This is a genomic window from Nostoc sp. PA-18-2419 (genome assembly GCF_005869855.1).
Lineage (GTDB): Bacteria > Cyanobacteriota > Cyanobacteriia > Cyanobacteriales > Nostocaceae > Nostoc.
The window spans coordinates 143,484-163,108 of sequence record NZ_SZNH01000019.1; the positions used below are offsets into that span (position 1 = coordinate 143,484).

13 protein-coding genes and 2 tRNA genes are annotated in these 19,625 nt (G+C 42.6%); 5 read left to right on the top strand and 10 right to left on the bottom strand.

Annotated features, from left to right (window positions below; translation table 11 throughout):
• The first annotated feature begins 5 nt into the window (after positions 1-5).
• The 3 genes from FCR06_RS19845 (at position 6) to FCR06_RS19855 (ending at position 3,899) form a co-directional block, all read left to right on the top strand.
• On the top strand, positions 6-605 hold the full coding sequence (locus tag FCR06_RS19845; RefSeq protein WP_223280205.1) for a hypothetical protein: 600 nt from the start codon (positions 6-8) through the stop codon (positions 603-605).
• Between the two features lie 490 nt (positions 606-1,095).
• Entirely contained in the window at positions 1,096-2,565 is a 1,470-nt protein-coding gene (locus tag FCR06_RS19850) for an efflux RND transporter periplasmic adaptor subunit (protein ID WP_138502730.1), read from the top strand.
• Positions 2,566-2,681: 116 nt separating this feature from the next.
• The gene (locus FCR06_RS19855) at positions 2,682-3,899 is read left to right on the top strand and encodes an ABC transporter permease (RefSeq protein ID WP_138502732.1); all 1,218 of its coding nucleotides are present in this window, start codon (positions 2,682-2,684) and stop codon (positions 3,897-3,899) included.
• 344 nt (positions 3,900-4,243) lie between these two features.
• Here the strand turns inward: FCR06_RS19855 and FCR06_RS19860 are convergent, their stop codons facing one another.
• The 3 genes from FCR06_RS19860 to FCR06_RS32255 form a co-directional block, all read right to left on the bottom strand.
• On the bottom strand, positions 4,244-5,845 hold the full coding sequence (locus FCR06_RS19860; protein WP_138502737.1) for a TROVE domain-containing protein: 1,602 nt from the start codon (positions 5,843-5,845) through the stop codon (positions 4,244-4,246).
• A 37-nt stretch (positions 5,846-5,882) separates the two neighbouring features.
• Positions 5,883-6,004 (bottom strand) — tRNA-OTHER (locus FCR06_RS32250).
• 36 nt (positions 6,005-6,040) lie between these two features.
• Positions 6,041-6,170: transfer RNA gene (locus tag FCR06_RS32255), tRNA-OTHER, on the bottom strand.
• Between the two features lie 475 nt (positions 6,171-6,645).
• Here FCR06_RS32255 and FCR06_RS19865 point away from each other — a divergent pair.
• A complete protein-coding gene (locus FCR06_RS19865) occupies positions 6,646-7,365 on the top strand; it encodes a hypothetical protein (RefSeq protein ID WP_138502739.1) in 720 nt (239 codons plus the stop codon).
• Positions 7,366-7,393: 28 nt separating this feature from the next.
• On the opposite strand, the gene FCR06_RS19870 is transcribed toward FCR06_RS19865, so the two are convergent.
• The gene (locus FCR06_RS19870) at positions 7,394-8,533 is read right to left on the bottom strand and encodes a quinone-dependent dihydroorotate dehydrogenase (RefSeq protein WP_138502741.1); all 1,140 of its coding nucleotides are present in this window, start codon (positions 8,531-8,533) and stop codon (positions 7,394-7,396) included.
• A gap of 120 nt (positions 8,534-8,653) precedes the next feature.
• Positions 8,654-9,616, bottom strand: coding sequence for an alpha/beta fold hydrolase (locus FCR06_RS19875; RefSeq protein ID WP_138502743.1), 963 nt, complete (start codon positions 9,614-9,616; stop codon positions 8,654-8,656).
• Positions 9,617-9,761: 145 nt separating this feature from the next.
• Here FCR06_RS19875 and FCR06_RS19880 point away from each other — a divergent pair, with 145 nt between their 5' ends.
• Positions 9,762-12,710, top strand: coding sequence for a GAF domain-containing protein (locus FCR06_RS19880; protein WP_138502745.1), 2,949 nt, complete (start codon positions 9,762-9,764; stop codon positions 12,708-12,710).
• 324 nt (positions 12,711-13,034) lie between these two features.
• Here FCR06_RS19880 and FCR06_RS19885 read toward each other — a convergent pair whose 3' ends face one another.
• From FCR06_RS19885 to FCR06_RS19905, 5 genes are all read right to left on the bottom strand, one after another.
• Positions 13,035-13,412: a response regulator transcription factor gene (locus FCR06_RS19885; RefSeq protein WP_138502746.1), complete on the bottom strand. Its 378-nt coding sequence runs from the start codon at positions 13,410-13,412 to the stop codon at positions 13,035-13,037.
• A 146-nt stretch (positions 13,413-13,558) separates the two neighbouring features.
• Positions 13,559-16,930, bottom strand: coding sequence for a PAS domain S-box protein (locus tag FCR06_RS19890; protein WP_138502748.1), 3,372 nt, complete (start codon positions 16,928-16,930; stop codon positions 13,559-13,561).
• Positions 16,931-16,943: 13 nt separating this feature from the next.
• Complete coding sequence (locus tag FCR06_RS19895; protein WP_138502750.1) at positions 16,944-18,956, bottom strand: ATP-binding protein; 2,013 nt, start codon at positions 18,954-18,956, stop codon at positions 16,944-16,946.
• A complete protein-coding gene (locus tag FCR06_RS19900; protein WP_138502752.1) occupies positions 18,943-19,137 on the bottom strand; it encodes a hypothetical protein in 195 nt (64 codons plus the stop codon). The genes FCR06_RS19895 and FCR06_RS19900 overlap by 14 nt, the downstream gene beginning before the upstream one ends.
• A 254-nt stretch (positions 19,138-19,391) precedes the next feature.
• A partial coding sequence (locus FCR06_RS19905) for a transposase family protein (RefSeq protein ID WP_138499596.1) occupies positions 19,392-19,625 on the bottom strand: 234 nt, incomplete at its 5' end.

A 19,625-nucleotide genomic window follows, 5' to 3' on the forward strand; every position in this document is an offset into this window, starting at 1 on the left:
TTATTGTGTCAAAGAATAAATCTGAATCGGCATCTGCTTGGAGTTCTCCCCGCTGTTTGCCATTTAATATTATCGATACTATTAGTATCGATAATATTATTTACAGACCTATATCTATGGGAACTCGACCCCAATATACCAACAAAAATAGTATTCAAACTTTACGTCAAGGATTAGAGGAATACTACACCTGCAACTTGAATCTCACTCATCCCAGTACTCAGCCAAAGGATTTTGGCAAAATTTTGCTTGCTCATGATATTAGTCATGTCATTTATGGCTATGAGACAAATATGTACGACGAACTTAAGATTTTGCCGCTAACATTTTGGACGAGTGACTTCAAATTTAGAGATTGGTTGCGTGAGCGCCAGAATCCATCTGTAAATGTGATGTATGAAGACTTGCTCAAGCGTTATGGTCTGATTCGCTTGTACAGTTCCATATTTTCTCAATCATTACGATTAGTGCCAGAGTTTATTTCAATGTGGCTTAAAACTCGTAATCATAAAACTTTCCTCCCATTTCTTAACTTAGAACCAATGTTAGACCGTTCGCTATTAGAAATTCGTCAAGAGTTTGACCTTTTTCCTTTTATCAAATAGATTTATCCTAGTTTCCGCACGAATGCCAAAAACCACAGTTTTCATAAAGACAAACCTTTGTAGGCAGACGCTACTTTAACTTTATTTAAGTAGAATGGTGTGAAAAAACTATGTTAAGGAAAATTAAATAGACTTAGACCCTCTTCCCTATTGCCTTGTCTTCGACAGGCTACGCGAACTGCCTCCTACCTCATCCCAACAATAAATATTTATACCAACCTACTTATTTACCTGTAATACACTTTTTACTTTAACCATTATTAGGATTTTTAATTCGCCACAAGGATATCAATCGGTAAAGTCACCCATTTAGGTGAAGGCATACAGACATACTAATGCCTAGTATGAAGTAAGATTAAGACATTATGAAGCTAATTATGCCTCTAGTTGTGAAATAAAGATTTAATCCCCAAAGAAAAACTCCGTATTCTCTACTTATCCTCTAACTAAAGGTCACTCTGATATAAAAATATTTACAGGCTTCTATAATATGGCTACGCACATAGAAATTCCAGTTATTGGCAAAGTAAAGTATCCATTACGCTGGCTGATTGGGCTGATGGCAGGAGGAGCCATAATTGTTGGTACAGTCGCAAACTATACTCTGATAAATCAAGGCACAAACAAACAAGACATTGATCGCTTAACTGTTCCAGTTGCAGCACAAAATGTTACATTGCGGATTACAGCTAGTGGGAAAGTTGTACCAGTGCAGAGCGTGAATATTAGTCCGAAGAATCCTGGGGTGCTGTCGCAATTGTATGTCCAACAAGGCGATCGCATTCAAAAAGGACAAATTCTCGCCCGCATGGATAGTGCCAGCATTGAAGCACAAAGGAGCCAGTATCTTGCTAACTTAGCCCAAAGTCAAGCACAGTTAGCCGAAGCCCTTGCTGGTAGTCGTCCTCAAGAAATTGCCCAAGCTAAAGCGCGATTAGCCCAAGCCCAAGCCCAGCTAACCCAGGCTCGTACGGGTAATCGTCCCCAAGAAATTGCCCAAGCTCAAGCCCAAGTAGACGCAGCTCAAGCCAAGGTGAATTATACTGCTCAACAAGTCAAGCGTTATCAATATCTATATCAACAGGGCGCTGAGAACAAACAATTACTCGATCAAGCCATCAGCGAAGACAAAAGTGCAACAGCCAGTTTAGAAGAAGCAAAAAAACGATTTTCCTTAGTACAAAGTGGCAGTCGTAGTGAAGAAATCGCTGGGCGTCAAGCAGCTGTCAATGAAGCACGTGCAGCATTGGTATTATTGGAAGATGGCACCCGTAGTGAAGAAATAGCCGCACGCCAAGCAGCTGTCGCCGCCGCCCAAGCTCAGTTGAAGGGTGTGCAAGTACAGTTGGAAGATACAATTATTCGCGCTCCCCTTTCGGGAATTGTTACCCAAAAGTATGCCGATCCTGGCGCTTTTGTCACACCCACAACTTCTGCTTCTACTAGTGCATCGGCAACTTCCAGTTCAATTGTTGCCGTAGCACGGGGTTTAGAAATATTAGCTCAAGTTCCCGAAGCCGATCTTGGCAGAATCAAACCGGGACAGCAGGTGGAAATTGTCGCTGATGCTTATCCAGATCGAGTTTTTAAAGGTCATGTACGCCTGATTGCTCCAGAAGCAGTGATAGAACAAGGTGTGACATCCTTCCAAGTGCGAGTTGCTTTGGATACTGGTACAGATAAACTGCGTTCTGGGTTAAATGTAGATCTGACTTTTTTGGGCGATCGCGTTAATAATGCCTTAGTATTACCAACGGTGTCAATCGTCACCGAAAAAGGTAGAACTGGCGTACTTGTACCAGATGTAGATAATAAACCCCAATTCCGCGAAGTCACAGTTGGGGCGCAAATCAAAGACCAAACTCAAATTTTAGAGGGAGTTAAAGAAGGCGATCGCATATTTATCAATCCACCTAAAGATTACAAAATCGAAAAGGCCAAAGAACAGCAGAATAAATAATTTCACAATTGGGGAGTGTGGAGATGAGGAGATAGGAAGAATAACTCTTAACTTCTAACTCAACAGCCAACAGTCAACTTTTAATAGAAACTTTTAATCTAAAATCTAAAATTGGCATGAATTTCTTAGAAAGCGTCCAAATGGCAGGGAAAACCTTGCTATCAAATAAGCTGCGTAGCGCCCTCACCATGTTGGGTATAGTTATTGGCAACGCCTCAGTGATTGCCATGATTGGCATTGGCGAAGGTGGACAAAAGTTTGTTAATAAACAGTTGGAATCACTAGGGCCAAATGTGCTGTTTGTAATTCCCGGAAATCGAGAAACTCAACGCATTTCCTTTGAAGTACCAAAAACTTTAGTGTTGCAAGATGCGGATGCAATTGCTTCTCAAGTGCCAACAGTAATAGGAGTTGCACCAGAGTTAAATACAAGACAAGTAATTACTTACCGGAATAGAAACACTGATGTCAATATCATTGGCACAACTCCCAGCTTTCTATCGGTGCGCGATTTTGAAACTGATAAAGGCAGGTTTTTTAGTGAAGTAGACATCAAGCGAAGCAACCAAGTTGTTGTATTAGGTGCAAACTTAGCAGAAAAACTATTCGGTAATAGTAACGCTATCGGTCAGCAATTGCGAATCGGAAATACTAGCTTTCAAGTGATTGGGACATTAACAGCTAAAGGTTCCAGCGTGGGAGCAGATTACGATGAAGCTGCTTTAATACCGATTACAACCTCAGCAAACCGCCTTGTGGGAAAGAATTCTCCCTATGGTATTGCCTTAGATTACCTCGTCGCTGCCGCTCGTGATTCTGATAGCGTCGATGCAGCAGAGTTTCAAATTACTAATTTGCTGCGTCTACGCCACAAAATTAATGGTGAAGATGACTTTACGCTTCGTACCCAGAAAGATGCTTTGCAAACTGTAGGTCAAATCACGGGTGCATTGACAATTATGCTAGCAGCGATCGCCGCCATATCCTTATTCGTCGGTGGCATTGGGATCATGAACATTATGCTAGTCTCCGTCACCGAACGCACCCAAGAAATCGGATTAAGAAAAGCGATCGGTGCAACAGAGCAAGATATTTTGCTACAGTTCATCATCGAAGCAATAATAGTTTCTGCTGTTGGCGGTTTAGTTGGGACTGCCGTTGGTGTTAGTGGCATTCTGTTAGTAGCATCTTTAACACCTTTAAACGCAGGAATTTCCCCTGTGGCAATTACTATGGCAGTTGGTGTTTCTGGCGGTATCGGTTTATTTTTTGGTGTTGTTCCTGCACGTCGCGCCGCCAAACTCGACCCTATTGTGGCTTTAAGAAGTGCTTAGGGACTTCCAATTAAAAAAATATTCCATCCCTGCGGGACGCTACGCGAACGCTTTGAGGGCAAGGGAGCAGGGGGAGAGAAAGTGGTTTTGATGGACGTGAAATGGGATAATTTATTTTTTGGAAGTCCCTTAGTCAAACAATTTTCAATTTTGGATGAAAATTAGCTAAAGTAAAAATCAAAAACAAAGGCGGGTGCGGGAATTGAACCCGCTAATCCCCAAAATGGTGGAGATGTATCCGATAACCCTACATTCTTCGTCCCCGGAAGGCAAGTTGCGAACAAGGGTAACCCGCCATGAAGTAATGAAGGATAAAGTTTTTTATTTTTATCCTTCACCAATTTTTATAACTCATCCGTAGCCAGCATTTGGATAATTCGAGGCGTACCCGGATCGAATCCTGCTAAATCCCAAGACAGCGAATCTTCAGGATCTACCAAAGTAATTTGGTAAGGTGTCAGGGTGATATACACCGCCTTAACCTTGGGATTTACCTTTTTGCGGTACTCCTTCAGCGCTTGACTTGGATGCTTATACCCAGCCCAGCTTTCTGAGTCAGTCCAAAAGCAGACAACATCTGCCTTGAACTTGTTTTTAATCATCCAGTCGTAAGCCACAGATGCATCGGTTCCACCGAAGTTTTGGTTGCTAGCTTTGCGAACCGCAGAACTAAAACTATCTTTGGCAGTGATATCTAATTCCCGGAATTCTGTAGCAAAGCCACGAATTACATAGTTTTTCTCAGCTTTTGCTGTTACTAATGCCATTGTAGTGGCAATTTCACAACAACTGAGTCCTATATCTGCAACCAAGCTACCCATAGAACCAGAAACGTCTACGGCGTGCATGAACACTTTACCTGTGGGTTGCACAACATCAAAAGACAGTTCAACTGCTTTTTCTAAAATGTCCACAATCCGAGGAACTGGGTTCCAAGTCTTCTGGCTGCGTCCTAATCTACCACCAGATTGATATGTTTTAAGCGCTTTCAAAACATCAATTGGATGTATGCGACCTTTACGCAGATGTTCTCTGCGATTAAGAACTGCTTCCACTTGTAGCAAGTTGGCGTTTTCATCAGCTCGCAATACGCCCAATTCAGTTAAAGAACCTAAGTTACGCAACATTGCACCTATTGGCATTTCCTGAAATAGCAGTTGCCAAGCAAGCTTATCCATTTTGCCTACAGGTGCAGCCATTTCGTGGGTTAGGCGTCCTTGGGAAATAGCTTCATGAGTTTGGGTTGGATTCCGCTTTAGCCACTCATACCACCAAATCTGCGCCAAGGCTTCTGAGGGGATATCTGCTGGCAATTCTTCCCAGCCTCTAACCACCCATTCAAATAGTTGACGGTGATTTTCTGTAGGCGGTTTGACATGAAACAACCGCAATGCATCTCGGTGGGAGAAGCCTTGACGCTGTTGATACTTCAAAAGTTGATAAGCTAAACCTTTGACATCTTCCCGCGATAGCCAAGTTTTACCAGCTTCTCGTACAACTTTGCCAAATCCTCGCAGAGATTTCGTGTAATTCAGCCATTCATAGAAGTGGCTACCAGTGCGGACAACTTGGGGGAAAATTTGACTAAAAGCTCGTTTTGCTTCTGGTGCTTCACCCATAGACAGCAAAACTAAGGCTAAAATAGGCGCGCTGTTATTGATGGCGCGTCCATCGCTAGCATAGAGAATTTCTTCCGCCACACGACCGGGATTTTCAGCAACAGCTTGTCTGACAACTGTGACAAAATCTTCAGTTAATTCTTGTTTGCCAGCATAGTAAGTACTTTTTGCCGTGCCAACTAAAAGACAACGCCGTAGCATTTTCCAAATACCAGCATCAAACATCCAACCGCCGGAACGTCCCTGGACCATTTCTGCTTCCCGTCCGGGGATAGGTTGATTTTGTGGTGTAGTTGTTTTCTTTTTAGTGAAAAAATTGTAATTCATCGTTTCATCTCCCGGCCTTTGCAGGCAAAAATGAAAGGTGGCGGAGCAGGACTTGAACCTGCGACCTCTCGAACCCTATTCGATAACCCTCATTCGTCGGCCTTTGCAGGCAAGGAGTGAACAAGGATGTTTAGCGCTCTACCACTGAGCTACCCGCCACATATAAATTCAAAATTCAAAATTCAGGACTAGATTTGGTGTAGTGGAGCGGGAATTGAACCCGCGACCTCCCGCTTGGCAGGCGATAACCCTCAATTCGTCGGCCTTTTCAGGCAAGGTGTGAATAAGGATATTTAGGCGCTCTATCCACTGAGCTACCCACCACATATAAATTCAAAACTCAGCATTAAATTTGCTGTAACGAAGTAGGATTTTTACCTACACCTCCAGAAGTTTGATCGGGGGTGTTTTAGTTATATGCGATAACCCTCGATTCGTCGGCCCTTCCAGGCAAAGTGGGCGCTCTGCCATTTGAGCTATTCGCTACTGGTGAAAGCTAACTTGCTAGTGAAAGTTGACTTGTATTATTAATGTAGTATATGTATTATCTGTTGTCAAGGGTTTAGCAAGTTAATTTAGAGTTATTACTTTAGAAAGAAAAGTCTGAGCGGCATAAGCAAGTTGTCGCTTAGAATTTCAAGCGATATTAGATAAATAGAAGGTTGATAAACCTATAACACTTACTGAGTAAGATTTTGCTGACAAATTTGCCGTAACTTTGCCAAAAGATACAAAAAAATGTTCCACTTTTTGCCAATATAGTAATATTATTTTCCAAAATTCACTTGGCAAAAATCGGCATGAGTGAGAAACCCATAGAGGATAACGGTAAGGCTTTTCTCGTTGTACTTTTGCCCATCTCGTTTTTGATTATTTTCCTAGTTGCCACTTGGAGAATTTTACTAGCAGTAATTGTGCTGGTAATTGGCTTCAAGCTTTGGCAGGAATATCAATGGCAACAGTGGACTGTGCGAGTTAACCCAATTTTTCATCAATTGGTTCGTGAAAATCAGGGCAGACTGACGCCAATGGACTTAGCAATCAGGGGCAATTTTCCGGGAACAACGGCAAAACGCTACTTGGATGCTAAAGCCTCGGAATTTGGTGCCAGTATAGTCAACTCTGAAGAGTCAGGGCAGTCTTACTACTTTATAACTGCCAGCATTCTTGGCAATATTCTTGATAGTAGTGAGCCAGTTAAAGAACTTCCGGCTCAACCAGTTACTAAAACAGCGCGGTCGCTATTAGCACCACCACCAACCATACAGGAGGAAGAACCAGAAACTGAATCACTCCCACAGCCAACTCATAACGAAGCTAGACAAACGCTAGAAAAACAATTAGTTTTTGGCTCTCTGATTCAATCTGAACTTGCCAAACGGCTAAATGTCTATTCCAGCACAGTTTATAAACGGCGAAATGACCCCGAATTTCCAGAGTGGAGTCGCAGTAGAGACCCTGATGGTATCGCTTGGTCATACTCAGAAAAAACTAAAGAGTTTTTCCCAGTGGAAGAATAAAAGGCTAAAAGGCAAAAGTAAAGAACTTTCAGGCTTTACTTTTTACTTCTAAACCCACAGCTTCGCCGATGGAATTTAATCCGCTTTCTTTTAAATGAGAGAGCAAACCTGTAAGAATCCGACGTACTATCAGTGGCCCTTCGTAAATCCAGCCTGTATAAACCTGAATTAAGCTAGCACCAGCGATAATTTTTTCCCAAGCATCTTCTGGAGAAAAAATACCGCCAACGCCGATAATCGGGATTTGTCCTTGAGTTTGCTGCCAAATAAAACGAATTACCTCAGTGGAGCGGGAGCGCAATGGTTCACCGCTAATTCCGCCAGCTTCCGACTGGGGTGATTTACCAGTTGGCTCAATCACCTGGGTTTTGAGTCCATCACGACTGATAGTAGTGTTGGTGGCGATAATTCCCGCTAATTGATAAGTTTTAGCTAAAGAAATAATGTCAGCGATCGCTTCCCATGATAAATCCGGTGCAATCTTGACAAAAATTGGCTTTTGTGATTCATTTTCTGATTGCAATAACTCTAAGATGGCACTGAGCATGGTTGCATCTTGGAGTGATCGTAAGCCTGGTGTATTTGGCGAAGAGACATTAACAACAAAATAATCTCCCAAATCCTTAAGTAGGCGAAAACTATCAAAATAGTCCTGTGCGGCTGCTTCCAGAGGAGTTATTTTAGATTTACCCAAATTTATCCCTATAGGTATTGACCTAAACTGGTGCTTTTCGCCTGCCAATCTCGCCGCCATTGCTGCCGCACCACTATTATTAAATCCCATGCGATTGAGAGCAGCTTTATCTAATGGCAAGCGAAACAAGCGGGGACGGGGATTTCCTGGCTGTGAATGAAAAGTTACAGTTCCCAATTCGGCAAAGCCAAAACCGAGACTAGGCCAAATGCCAGCAGCAACGCCATCCTTGTCGAACCCAGCAGCCAACCCTACAGGATTAGGGAAATTTAGCCCAAACAAATTTTGTTTTAGACGCGAATCATCCAAGCACAAAGATTTTTGTAGGGAGGGATTTATCCAACTGGCAAGAGGATAACTACTTGTTTGTGAGAGCCAATTAAAACTGCGAATCGTCTGCTGGTGTAACCACTCTGGGTCTGCTTTTACCAGATTGAACAACAGTGGACGAATCGCAACTTGATAAATATCCATTAGTTTTTATCTAAGAATTCAGAATCCAGAATTCACAAGTCATATCATGTCCGCTCAAATAACTGTGATTGCGACCGTGGGAAGTTTTTACTTCAGCTTTGTTGAAAGATTTTGCAGTAATTAGTGTTGAGAGCCAAAATCTTTTAAGAAGCGAAGTAAGGCTTCATTAACTACTTCGGGAGACTCCACGCTTACCCAATGACCAACACCAGGAATTATAATTTGTTCTTTCAAGTTCACAACCCAGTTGCTCATTTCATTGAGGTTCATTCCCGGAAATTTGAGTACTGGATCTTTTTCACCAGCAATGAACAATGCTGATTGGGATATCTTTTTATCTTGCAGTTGAGGAGTAATTTCCATGTTCCGGTCAATATTACGATACCAATTTAAGCCCCCACGAAAGCCACTGCGTTCGTACTGCTCTACATAATAATTTAGATCCTCTTGGGTTAACCCTAACGATTGATCCTCAGGATCGATTAACCCGTCTAGAAAACCAGAAGTTGATGGTTTTAGGTTAGACAAAACTTTCTCAGCGTTGGAACCCTTACCGATAGCATAAATCATTCGCAACGAACGGTGGATATCGGCTTCAAATTCAGCTTCGGCAATTCCAGGCTTTTGGAAATAGACTATGTACCAAAAGTTATCTCCAAAATTCTCTTGTTTTGTTAATAGTCCTACTGGGTAACGAGAGTAGGGGACGCTCATACTGACAACAGCGTTTACTCGTTCTTCATAAAGCAGTGCTGTGTTCCAGGCTACAATTGTACCCCAATCATGACCAACAACAGTGAAATTTTCATAACCAAGCGCATCGGCAATGCCAACAACATCTCCAGTTAAATGGATGATGTCATAAGCATTGACTTGTTCTGGAGCATCGCTGCCACCGTAACCTCGTTGGTCAGGAACAGCGACTTGGAAACCTGCTTCCACAAGCGGGTCGATTTGGTGACGCCATAGATACCAGCATTGAGGCCAGCCGTGAAGCAAAATTACCAGAGGCCCCTGACCCTCAACAACTGTCCTCAGATTAACCCCATTTGTCTTAATAGTACGAAAGTTGCGTTGTTTCATATTAAAACCTTTTGTTTTTCACCATTAACCTGTTAATACCTGTTTTAGTAACTACTGTTCGATAGTTTAATACTTGTGGCGATATGATTCAGAGTGCGTTTGTGGGCATCTTATATATTACAAGTTACGTAAAACGATAAATCAGATGGGGCAGCCGCAAAAACCTATAGCCGCTGAACAGCAGATCCTTTCATTGGGGCGCGTCCTCCAGAGCATCAGAGAAGAAGATGATGTTGATGTTCTGATTGAAATTGTTATTTCTTATCTCCAAAAAGAGTTTGACTACAAACTGATTTGGATTGCTCTTTATGATCGCCTGAATCACGTATTGTTCGGCAAAGGTGGTATCATGCCTCACAAAGACACAAGTTTTTTACGCCAAAAATTTGTTATTAGTTCCGGAGATTTATTAGAGCAAGTAGTAATTGAACAGCATCCTTTGGGTGTAGCTGATTTGCGAGCGGAAATTCGTGCTGCTGAATGGCAAAAAGTTGCAGAAAAATTTCAGATTCAAGGAACAATCATCGTACCAATTCGATATAAAGACCGTTGTTTAGGTTTGTTGTTACTGGGTTCAGAACGCTGGGGCTATCTACTAACAGGGGAAGCAAAAGCTCGTTTGATGATGGTTTTAGGCGAACTGGGAGCAGTGCTGTATCAACATGAGATGCATTTGCAGCAAAAGCAAACCAGGCGAACCGACGAACCATTATTAGAATTGCTAGAAAAACTAGGCAACGTCAATAACTTGAATCAAAGATTAGAATTAGCGGTGCAAGCAACGCATAAATTTGTCTCTCCCAACCGGACTAATGTCTACTGGTTTGAGCGGGAAGGTCGCTATTTTTGGTGTCGGATGAGCAATCAACTTGTGAAAATCGATTTTAATTCTAGCACTCAGCCAGCGGCGGGAATGACAGTGCAGGAATTGAGCGATTTTTATTATGCTTTGTCAGTGAACCAAATTGTCTCTATTGGTGATGCTCGCAGTTCCTTAAAAAGTCATTTTACAGCAAAATTGCTGCAACGGTTGAAGGTGCGATCGCTCTTGGCAGCTCCAATTATTTGGCAAAAAAACTTGCTGGGTTTTCTGGCGGTGGAAAGTAATGAACCCCGGATTTGGACGGACACAGACAAAAATTTTGTCCAGGGTGCTGCTGGGTTAATTTCCCTAGTTGCTCCCAACGAAAACACCGAAAGCACTATCAAACAGATTCAAGAAGATGCCCAACTAACTAGCCAGGTTGCCCAAGGTGTTTTTAACGAACATGAACTTCAAGAAACTTTACAAATTTGTGCTAAAAGAGTTTTAACTCGATTTGCTGCAACGCGCTTTTTGCTGTTACAGTACGACCCAGAGCAGAATAATTATCAATTTATTTATCAAAGTCAGCCGCATAATCGCCGACCGTTGAAATTTGCTCTCGATACTCTCAAAGAATTAGATGGGCAACTTTTGCAACGTTCAACTCAAGCGGTAGAGATTGAGAACTTAGATGAAGATTTACGCTTTTTTAATTGGCGTCCCTTGTTGTTAGAAAATGGGATGCGATCGCTACTTATTTGTAAATGCCTTCACGGTCAAATACCGCCAGCACTTTTGGTCATTGCTCACGAAACCCATCGTTCTTGGACAACTCTAGAAAAAGAATTGCTCTGGGCTGTGAGTCAACAAATTGGTGTAATTGTTCGTCAGTGGCAGCTGCACACCCGCACTCAGCACCAGCAAAAAATTACATTTGCATTTGAGCGATGCCTAAATATTCTCGCGGAATCGGAAAACAGCAAAATCGAGGCAGGAAAAAAGAATCTAGAATCTACAGCACTCGAACAAATAGCAGCGATTCTCGGCTGTCCGCTAGCGGTACTATTTTCCTGGTCGCCTGGTGAAAAGTTGGTAGAAATTATACCTGGAGTCACTGCCAGTAGTCAATTTGGAATTTTTGCCGATGCATCGATTTCTATCCAAACTGAGGCGCTAATTCAGTGGGCACTGGATACAGAAAGTTACTTAACTCTCAAAGTGGATGATTTACCTCCAGAAACGCGGAGATGGTTAAATACGCCAGACAAAGGGCAAATCTTCTTAATGACCTTACGTACTAACACTGACTATAAACCTACGGGTGTAGTTTTATTGGCAGATACTCAAGAGCGTCGTTGGTCAGAACAGAGCTTGAATACCACAGCAACTCTGATTTCTCAATTAGCTTGGTGGCGTCGTCAAAAGCAAATTAACCACCTTTTAGAGTCCACAACCGAGGAATTACAACAACTTAACTGGTACAAACATCGTCGCCTAGAGGAAATCCAAAGAATAACAGCGCTGTCTTTGAGTCAAATACACGATTTAGGCATTCCTGCAAATGAACTTACTCAGATGCGTTACCAGCTGTTGCTACGGCAATTAGACCACGCAACCACTTCCATGAGTGGATTGCTAAAACTAGAGCAATGGCAGCTACACAAGAGTTGGGAAACTATGCCCATAGCTAGTTTATTAAAGCGATCGCTCGAACGTATCGATAATTTAGTCAAACAACAAAAGCTGTGGATTGGTGTGCATGGTTTGGGACAACCGATTCAGGATGGAGAATCACCAAAAAGTTGTTTATTACCTCGAGGTGTTGCTAGCTCTAACGCTCAATCTGGAATGGCGATCGCAGGGGATGTGATGAAGATTGAATTAGTGATTCATGAATTATTAGTTAATGCCTGTAACCATTCTCCAAGCAGTGGCAGAATTGACATTTGGTGTCGCCGTTTAACTGACCATAAACCCACAGATATCAAAAGAAATATATCCCAGTTGGGGCAGGATTCTGCTATTAGAGTAGGCGTTGCTTGTCAGAAATTCTTAGAACTGTCGATTACACACAATGGTGCAATCGAACCACAGCTATTAACAGATTTAGATAAAAATACACTTAAAGATGTCCTTGCTCCCTCTAACCTCAACCAACCACCAGGTTTGCACCTGCTAATTTGCCAAAATCTGATGCAGGAACTAGGAGGAGAAGTGAATTTCTATGAATTACCCGATAATCGAGTAGTTAACCGTTTACTTTTGCCCTTAGCTAGTAATGATTCTTAGATATATAGCAGCAGAATTCCAAATTGAGAATTTACTACAATTAAAGTCAAAGTGGCGTGAAGTTAGCCGATTTAAGTCTCTTAACTTTGTGTAGCCGTACTCACACCCTTTAGGACATAATAATAAGCATGAATGCTAGGAATATTAATAGTTCTACCTCCAGCAAGAAGAGTAAGAACTGCCTCCTGCCATAAGAGAGCGGCGGTCTGTTTTGGAAAGTTCAGATGTTTGACGACAAGCCGATGCAGCGTTTACGGCAAAAGCCGCCTCATGACTTTTTGCTAAATCCTGACTAATAGATTCTAAATTATGTATTCTCTCGAATCAAAAGCCCAAGACATTCATTGATTTTTCAAGTACTTCTTTGGGGCGAAATGGTTTAGTTAAATATAAGTCTGCACCTACCTCAATTCCTTTTTGTTTATCAAATTCCTGTCCTTTAGCTGTCAAAATCACAATGTAAATGTCATTCATTTGCAACTCGTGTTTCACTATCTGGCAGACTTTCAGACCATTCATTTTAGGCATCATCACATCAAGAAAAACCAAGTTTGGTTTTTCGGTTTTAATAATTTCCAGAGCTTCTTCACCATTTCTAGCAGTTAAAAGTTCAACCCCTTCATCTTCTAAAGCTTCTAAGGCTTGTTCCATCAAAATTAAGATATTAGGTTCATCGTCAACAATTAGAATTTTTTGGGTCATAGGAGTGGGGAATGGGGTATTGGATAATGGGCAAACTGGGAGTGTGGGAGGGGTGCGAGGGGTGCGAAGGGTGAGAAGCTTTTTGATAATCTACCCACATTCCCCTCACTTCCTCATCTCCCTACTCCCACTCTCCATTCCCTAGATTACTGATCGGACAGCATAATAAAGAATACATTCTCCAATTCTTTCTCAAAGCGTAAGGTTTTCACCAAATCGGCTTTTTGAGAAAAGATAGAATCAATAATAATCATGTCAGGTTTAACTGACAAAGCTTTATTGATGCATTCTTGGGGATTGGAAGCTTCAATAACGCTGTATCCCTGAGTTTGTAGGACATCGGATATGGTTTTTAAGGTTGAGGCATTTTCATCGACAACTAATACCTTTTTACTGGAAGTGCCTTGAGTAAGTAGTAAGCCAATTTCGCCCAGAAGATTCTCTGTATTGATCGGCTTAGTAAGATAGCGATCAATCCCAATATGATATCCCCGTTCCTTGTTTTCAATAATTGATAAAATAATGATTGGAATATCTGCGGTTTGAGGATTGTTTTTTAGGACAGCTGCCACGTCGAAGCCGTTGATTTGAGGCATCATCACATCTAAAAGAATCAAATCTGGACGGGCTATTTTAATTTGATGAATTGCATCCATACCGTCTTTGGCTTCTCGAACGTTGTAGCCTTCGTTTTCTAGTTGTTGACGCAGCAGTTCCCGAATGTTGGCATCATCATCTACCACTAAAATGGTTTTGCGGTTTTCGTAGGGCACAGTGTTTGTAGTGATGACGTGTTCTTTGAGTTGTTTAACCAAAGCATCTAAATTCAGCTTGGCACTGGTTTTGTGATTGCTGGTGTAGATAGGAATGATGAACGAAAACGTACTACCCTTACCAGGCTGACTCTCTACCCAGATTCTACCGCCGTGATGTTCAACAATTTGTTTACAAATGGGCAGTCCTAAGCCTGTACCTTTAGGTTTGTCGGTGAGAGTGTCGCCAACTTGGCGGAATTTCTCAAACACTTTCGGCTGGTCTTCAGGTGCAATGCCAACGCCTGTGTCTATGATGCTTATGCAAATAGCGTCGTTCTCTTGTTTGATGCGGCAGGAGATAGAACCAGACTGAGTAAATTTGATAGCATTGGAAATCAAGTTGATCAAGACTTGGAGTAGACGATTGCGATCGCCTACTACTTCAGGTAATCCTGGTTCAATTTCCGTAATTAGCTCTAAGCCATTGGTTTCAAACAACGCGGCTGTAGAAGTAGTCGCCCAATCTAATAACTCAGTTGGGTCAAGGGGTTGCATTTGCCATTCCACTTTACCTGCTTCCATCTTGGCAATATCTAAGACATCGTTAATCAAAGATGTCAATCGTTCTGCCTCAGACACAATAATGTTGAGATTGTCACCTACCCGCTTGATTGTTTTCTGAAGCTTGCGGTCTTCGCCAGTAAGCATGGGGAACACATCGCTTTCCAGCTTTTCTTTAATGATCGAGGCAAAACCGAGGACAGAAGTCAGTGGTGTTCGCAGTTCGTGGGAAACTGTGGAGATGAAATCGGTCTTCATCTTATCGATTTCCTTTTCCACAGTTATATCCCGAATCAGCAGCGCCGAACCAAAGCAAGTAGCAGGTTCATTGCCTGACCCTCTTTTGAAGATGGCGGCAGCTACTGCTTGACCGATACGTTCCTTTGCCAGGGTAACTTCGGCAGCCAACACCTCGCTGGGATGAGATTGGGTTTTTTGCACTAAGTCTGCTAAACCGGATATCGGTAGTTCCTGATAGTGACCTTTGAGGGTATCGCCTGTCAATCCATACATAGCTAAAAAGGCAGGATTGAAGTGGGTGATTTGTCCGGTAGTGTCTGTCACTAACAAACCATCCGCTAAGTTGTCTAAAATGGCATTTAAACCTTGGGCTTCTGCTAGGGTATTTTCTAAGGCAGCCGTCCGCTCTGTAACTCTAGCTTCCAGTTGTTGATTCAATTGCCGCAGACCGATTTCTGCTTGTTTGCGGGCAGTAATATCAGTATTAATTTCTAACGTGGCGCAGGGTTGACCGGATGCATCCAATTGCATTGTCCAGCGACTCTGAACGATAATGCATTTGCCATCGCGGGTGGTATGTTGCAGTTCGCCTTCCCAAGTACCCTGCTGTAAACACTCTGTCTGGATTTGAGCTAGCGGTTTAGGAAAGATTGTGTCTAACAGGTTGTGAATGATGGCTCGGTTTTTCACCTCTTGAGAGCTCCAACCATAGAGCCGTTCAGCCCCCTGACTCCAATGAGTGATGTTGTCAGCAAAGTCGCGCACAATCACAGCATCGCTGGAATGATTTAACATATCCATTAGCCGTTGATTTTCCGCTTCTGCTAGCTTGCGATCGTGAATATCAGTGCAAGTGCCAATCCATTCCCGGATACTGCCATCTGCTTCTAGGACTGGGGCACCACACACAGAGAAGTAGCGGTATATGCCATCTTTGCCACGTAATCGGTATTCGGTTTGGTAGATACCTCGGTTTGCCACAGCAGTATTCCAAACTTCTGCACTGTGGGCACAATCGTCAGGGTGAATCGGATCTATCCAACCCCAACCTGCAACTTGCTCTTGGGTCTGACCTGTGTATGCGATCCAAGTTAGCATTTCATTACTGATTCCCAGTCCTTCGGGAGTAGCTCCCCAAACGATTTGTGAAGTAGCAGTCACCAAACTACGATATCGTTCTTTAAGACGCTGATTTTCGGCTTCTGCAAGCTTGCGATCGTGAATATCGGTGCAAGTACCAATCCACTCCCGAACACTGCCGTCTTCTTCGATTACTGGGGCACCCCAGACCCAAAAGTAGCGATAATTACCATCTTTGCCGCGAATTCGGTATTCAATTTGATAAAGACTGCGGTTGGCTACAGCAGTACTCCAGACTTCTCCAGTGTAGGCGCGATCGTCAGGATGAACGGCATTAATCCATCCTCCATTCTCAGCTTCAGCTAAACTTTGACCTGTGTAGGCAATCCAGCTTGCCAATTCAAAGCAAATTCCTTCTGGTGTACTGACCCAAATTATTTGGGTGTTAGTTGTTACTAAAGAACGGTATCGTGCTTCACTCTGTTTCAAAATTTTTTCAGCGTCTTCGCGTTCTTGGTGGGCACGCTTGAGGTCGCTAATGTCCTCCACAGTTGACAAAATTAGCCGCTCCCCATCCTTCTCAACCAGTACTGCCGAAAGCCTGACCGGAACCAAATGCCCGTCTTTGTGGATGTAATCTTTCTCACAAGGTTCGTAGCGGCCATTTCGTTCTAAGCTTTCTAGGATCGTTGACTGAGCGCCATACTTTTGCAGTGTCATCTCCCAATAGTTAAGATTCAGGGTTTGGGAGACACTCCGCCCTAAAATGGCCGCATAAGCAGGATTGATGTCAATCAGTGCCCCATTTCGGCGGCACAACACTAGACCAACTGGACATTGTTCAAATAGCTGACGGTAGTATTCATCAACTTGGCTAGGCATGGTTGAGGTTTCCTCAGTCATTTAAGTGAGTGGGATTCTGACAACAGAACCAGGACAATAGGGTGGCGTAAAGCTTTAAGGAAATTGGGTGGCGTTGAAACAGTTGGTAAATTTGATCGGGTTGTCCAACGCCAATGTCTGGACTTTGCTGTGAAAGTCGTTGGATCAGTTGAGTATGGCGGATTAGCAAATCCGCTGGTTTGAGCATAGGTATTGTTGATGGAATCAAACCCTGGACATTGATAGTGGAGCAGAGTTCAGTTGTAGAAGTTGGTGAAACAGAATTTGTGTCACAGTGCCCTGGTAAAGCTTCTAGCACTAAATAATTCACTGGAATTTGAATCCAGAATTCTGTACCTTCACCCAACTGAGAACAACACTTGAGAATTCCTCCGTGTCTGTCTACAACAATTTGGCGGCTGATGGCCATACCTAATCCAGTTCCTTTACCAATCTCTTTGGTAGTAAAGAAGGGATCGTAAATGCGTTGGATGATGTTTTCGTTCATACCTGGGCCGTTGTCTGCAATGCGAATAACAATCCAGTTATTGTCTAGCGTTTGGGTGCGAATGCTGATTTGGGGAGTAGGGGAGCGTTGAGTTGTGATTTCTAAATTGTGATTTCTTTGTGATTCGTAATTTCGCCATTCCCTATTCCCCATTCCCTCTTCCAAGGCATCAATGGCATTTGCCAGAATGTTCATGAACACTTGATTTAACTGTCCTGGGTAGCATTCAATCAGGGGAAGTTTGGCATACTCTTTTATGATTTCAATTGCCGGACGGTGAGCAGACGCTTTTAGGCGATGGCGAAGAATCATCAGCGTTCCATCGATGCCATCGTGGATGTTGACAGCTTTGATTTGGGTTTCGTCATGGCGGGAGAAGTTTTTCAAAGATTGGACAATTTCCACAATGCGATCTGTGCCCAGTTTCATCGAATCCAGCAGTTTGGGAAGATCCTGCATGATAAATTCCACATCAATACTGTCTAACTCTGATTGCAGATCTGGCGGAGCTACAGGTAAAAATTTTTGATAGTCTTGCAGCAGGTGTAATAAGTCATTGGCGTACTCTGCAACATATCTCAAATTCCCGCAAATGAAGTTCACTGGGTTATTGATTTCGTGGGCCACCCCAGCAATTAGTTGCCCTAAAGAAGACATTTTCTCGCTTTGGATTAACTTAGTTTGTGCCAGTTGCAAATCTTGCAGAGCTTGTTGAAGTTTTTGTGTTTGCGCTTTTGCTTCGATGGTTGCTTGAGTGCTTTGCTCATAAAGCAAAGCTTTTTCAATGGCGATCGCACTTTGAGACGCAAAGATAGTTACAAGTTTCAGGTGTTCGGTTCTGTAGGAGTCGGTTTTCTCTGTACCAATAGCGATCGCTCCTATTACCCGCTCTTTTGCTCTTAAAGGTACACAAATCAAAGCGTTAATGTTTTTCTGTGCCCATAATCGAGAATCAGCTTGCACGTCATTCACCAGTTCTGCTCGACCTGATTCGATAATGCTGCCAATTATTCCCTTGCCTAGTTCTGGCTGATTCTGCCCAAAAAACGCTCCAAATTCGCCAATGATTTCAAACTCAGCCGTATCGGGACTGAGCAGAAAAATCATCCCTGCTGATGATTCAATCAATTGACTCATTTCTTGAAGCACAAGTTGGGCAATCTGTCGTCTATCCAAACTTGTTGTCAGTTGAGTTAAGATATCTTCAAACAAATCAATTTCCTGATATCGCTCCAGGAGTTCTTTAGCAAGTATTTTCTTCTCAGCTTCCTGCTTTGCCAATAACGAGAGCCAACCCGCCAGTAAACTTGCCTGTTCTTTACCAACAACCCAACCGATGATTTCTCCTGACGCTTCAATAGGATATCGATTTTCTGATGTTTGCTCGCCAATACTAATCAGTTTCGTACCGTCTACTAGTTCAACGTCAATCGCGATGTTCAGTCGGGATACTAAGTCCTGAAGCAGAGATGGCAACTCTTCTTTATTAAGAATCTTTCTAAGGCTAACTGCCGACATGAAACACCTCATCTAGAGTGGATTGTAAATTTCCGGCAATCAAAACAACCCAGTAATTAATTTCATCAGCTACCCAGCCTACAAAGTTTTTCAAAGCAGATATTTTAGGAATTTCCATCAAAATCTCGGAAATATAATAATTTGCTAATAACACTAGTTTTCCCAGGAAGATTGGTAGCATAACAGTTATCTTACGGAGCAGCCAATACCTTTAAAATCTGTAACAAAGACGCCCTTTATGGGTAAAAATTTATTATTTAGCGATCGCCTCTTGTTACTCTGTGAAATTTTATCTCCGTAAATTACGTGTACTTAATTTATCTGAATTCATCGGTGAGCGATCGCTCCAAGGTATGGGAAATTTACTTAAACAATAGACCTCTTGCAAAAAAGTTTTGTGGTATGGTGGAGGATTGAGTTAAATTCAACAGGAATTTAGGCTTTTTGAATTTCGTAGTTATAAAGCCCAGCAATTAAATGACAGCGCAATCCAAAACGTTTCCTGCGATTACGGTAGCGCTGACTCAAAATCCGAAAAACTTTTAACTGCCGATTAACATGTTCAATCAGGACTCGACGACTCGCTAAAGTCCGGTTAGATTGCTTTTGCTCTTTGGTTAACTTACCTCCTCTAGGTTTTTTGTGAGGCAACTGACTATTTGTATGTAC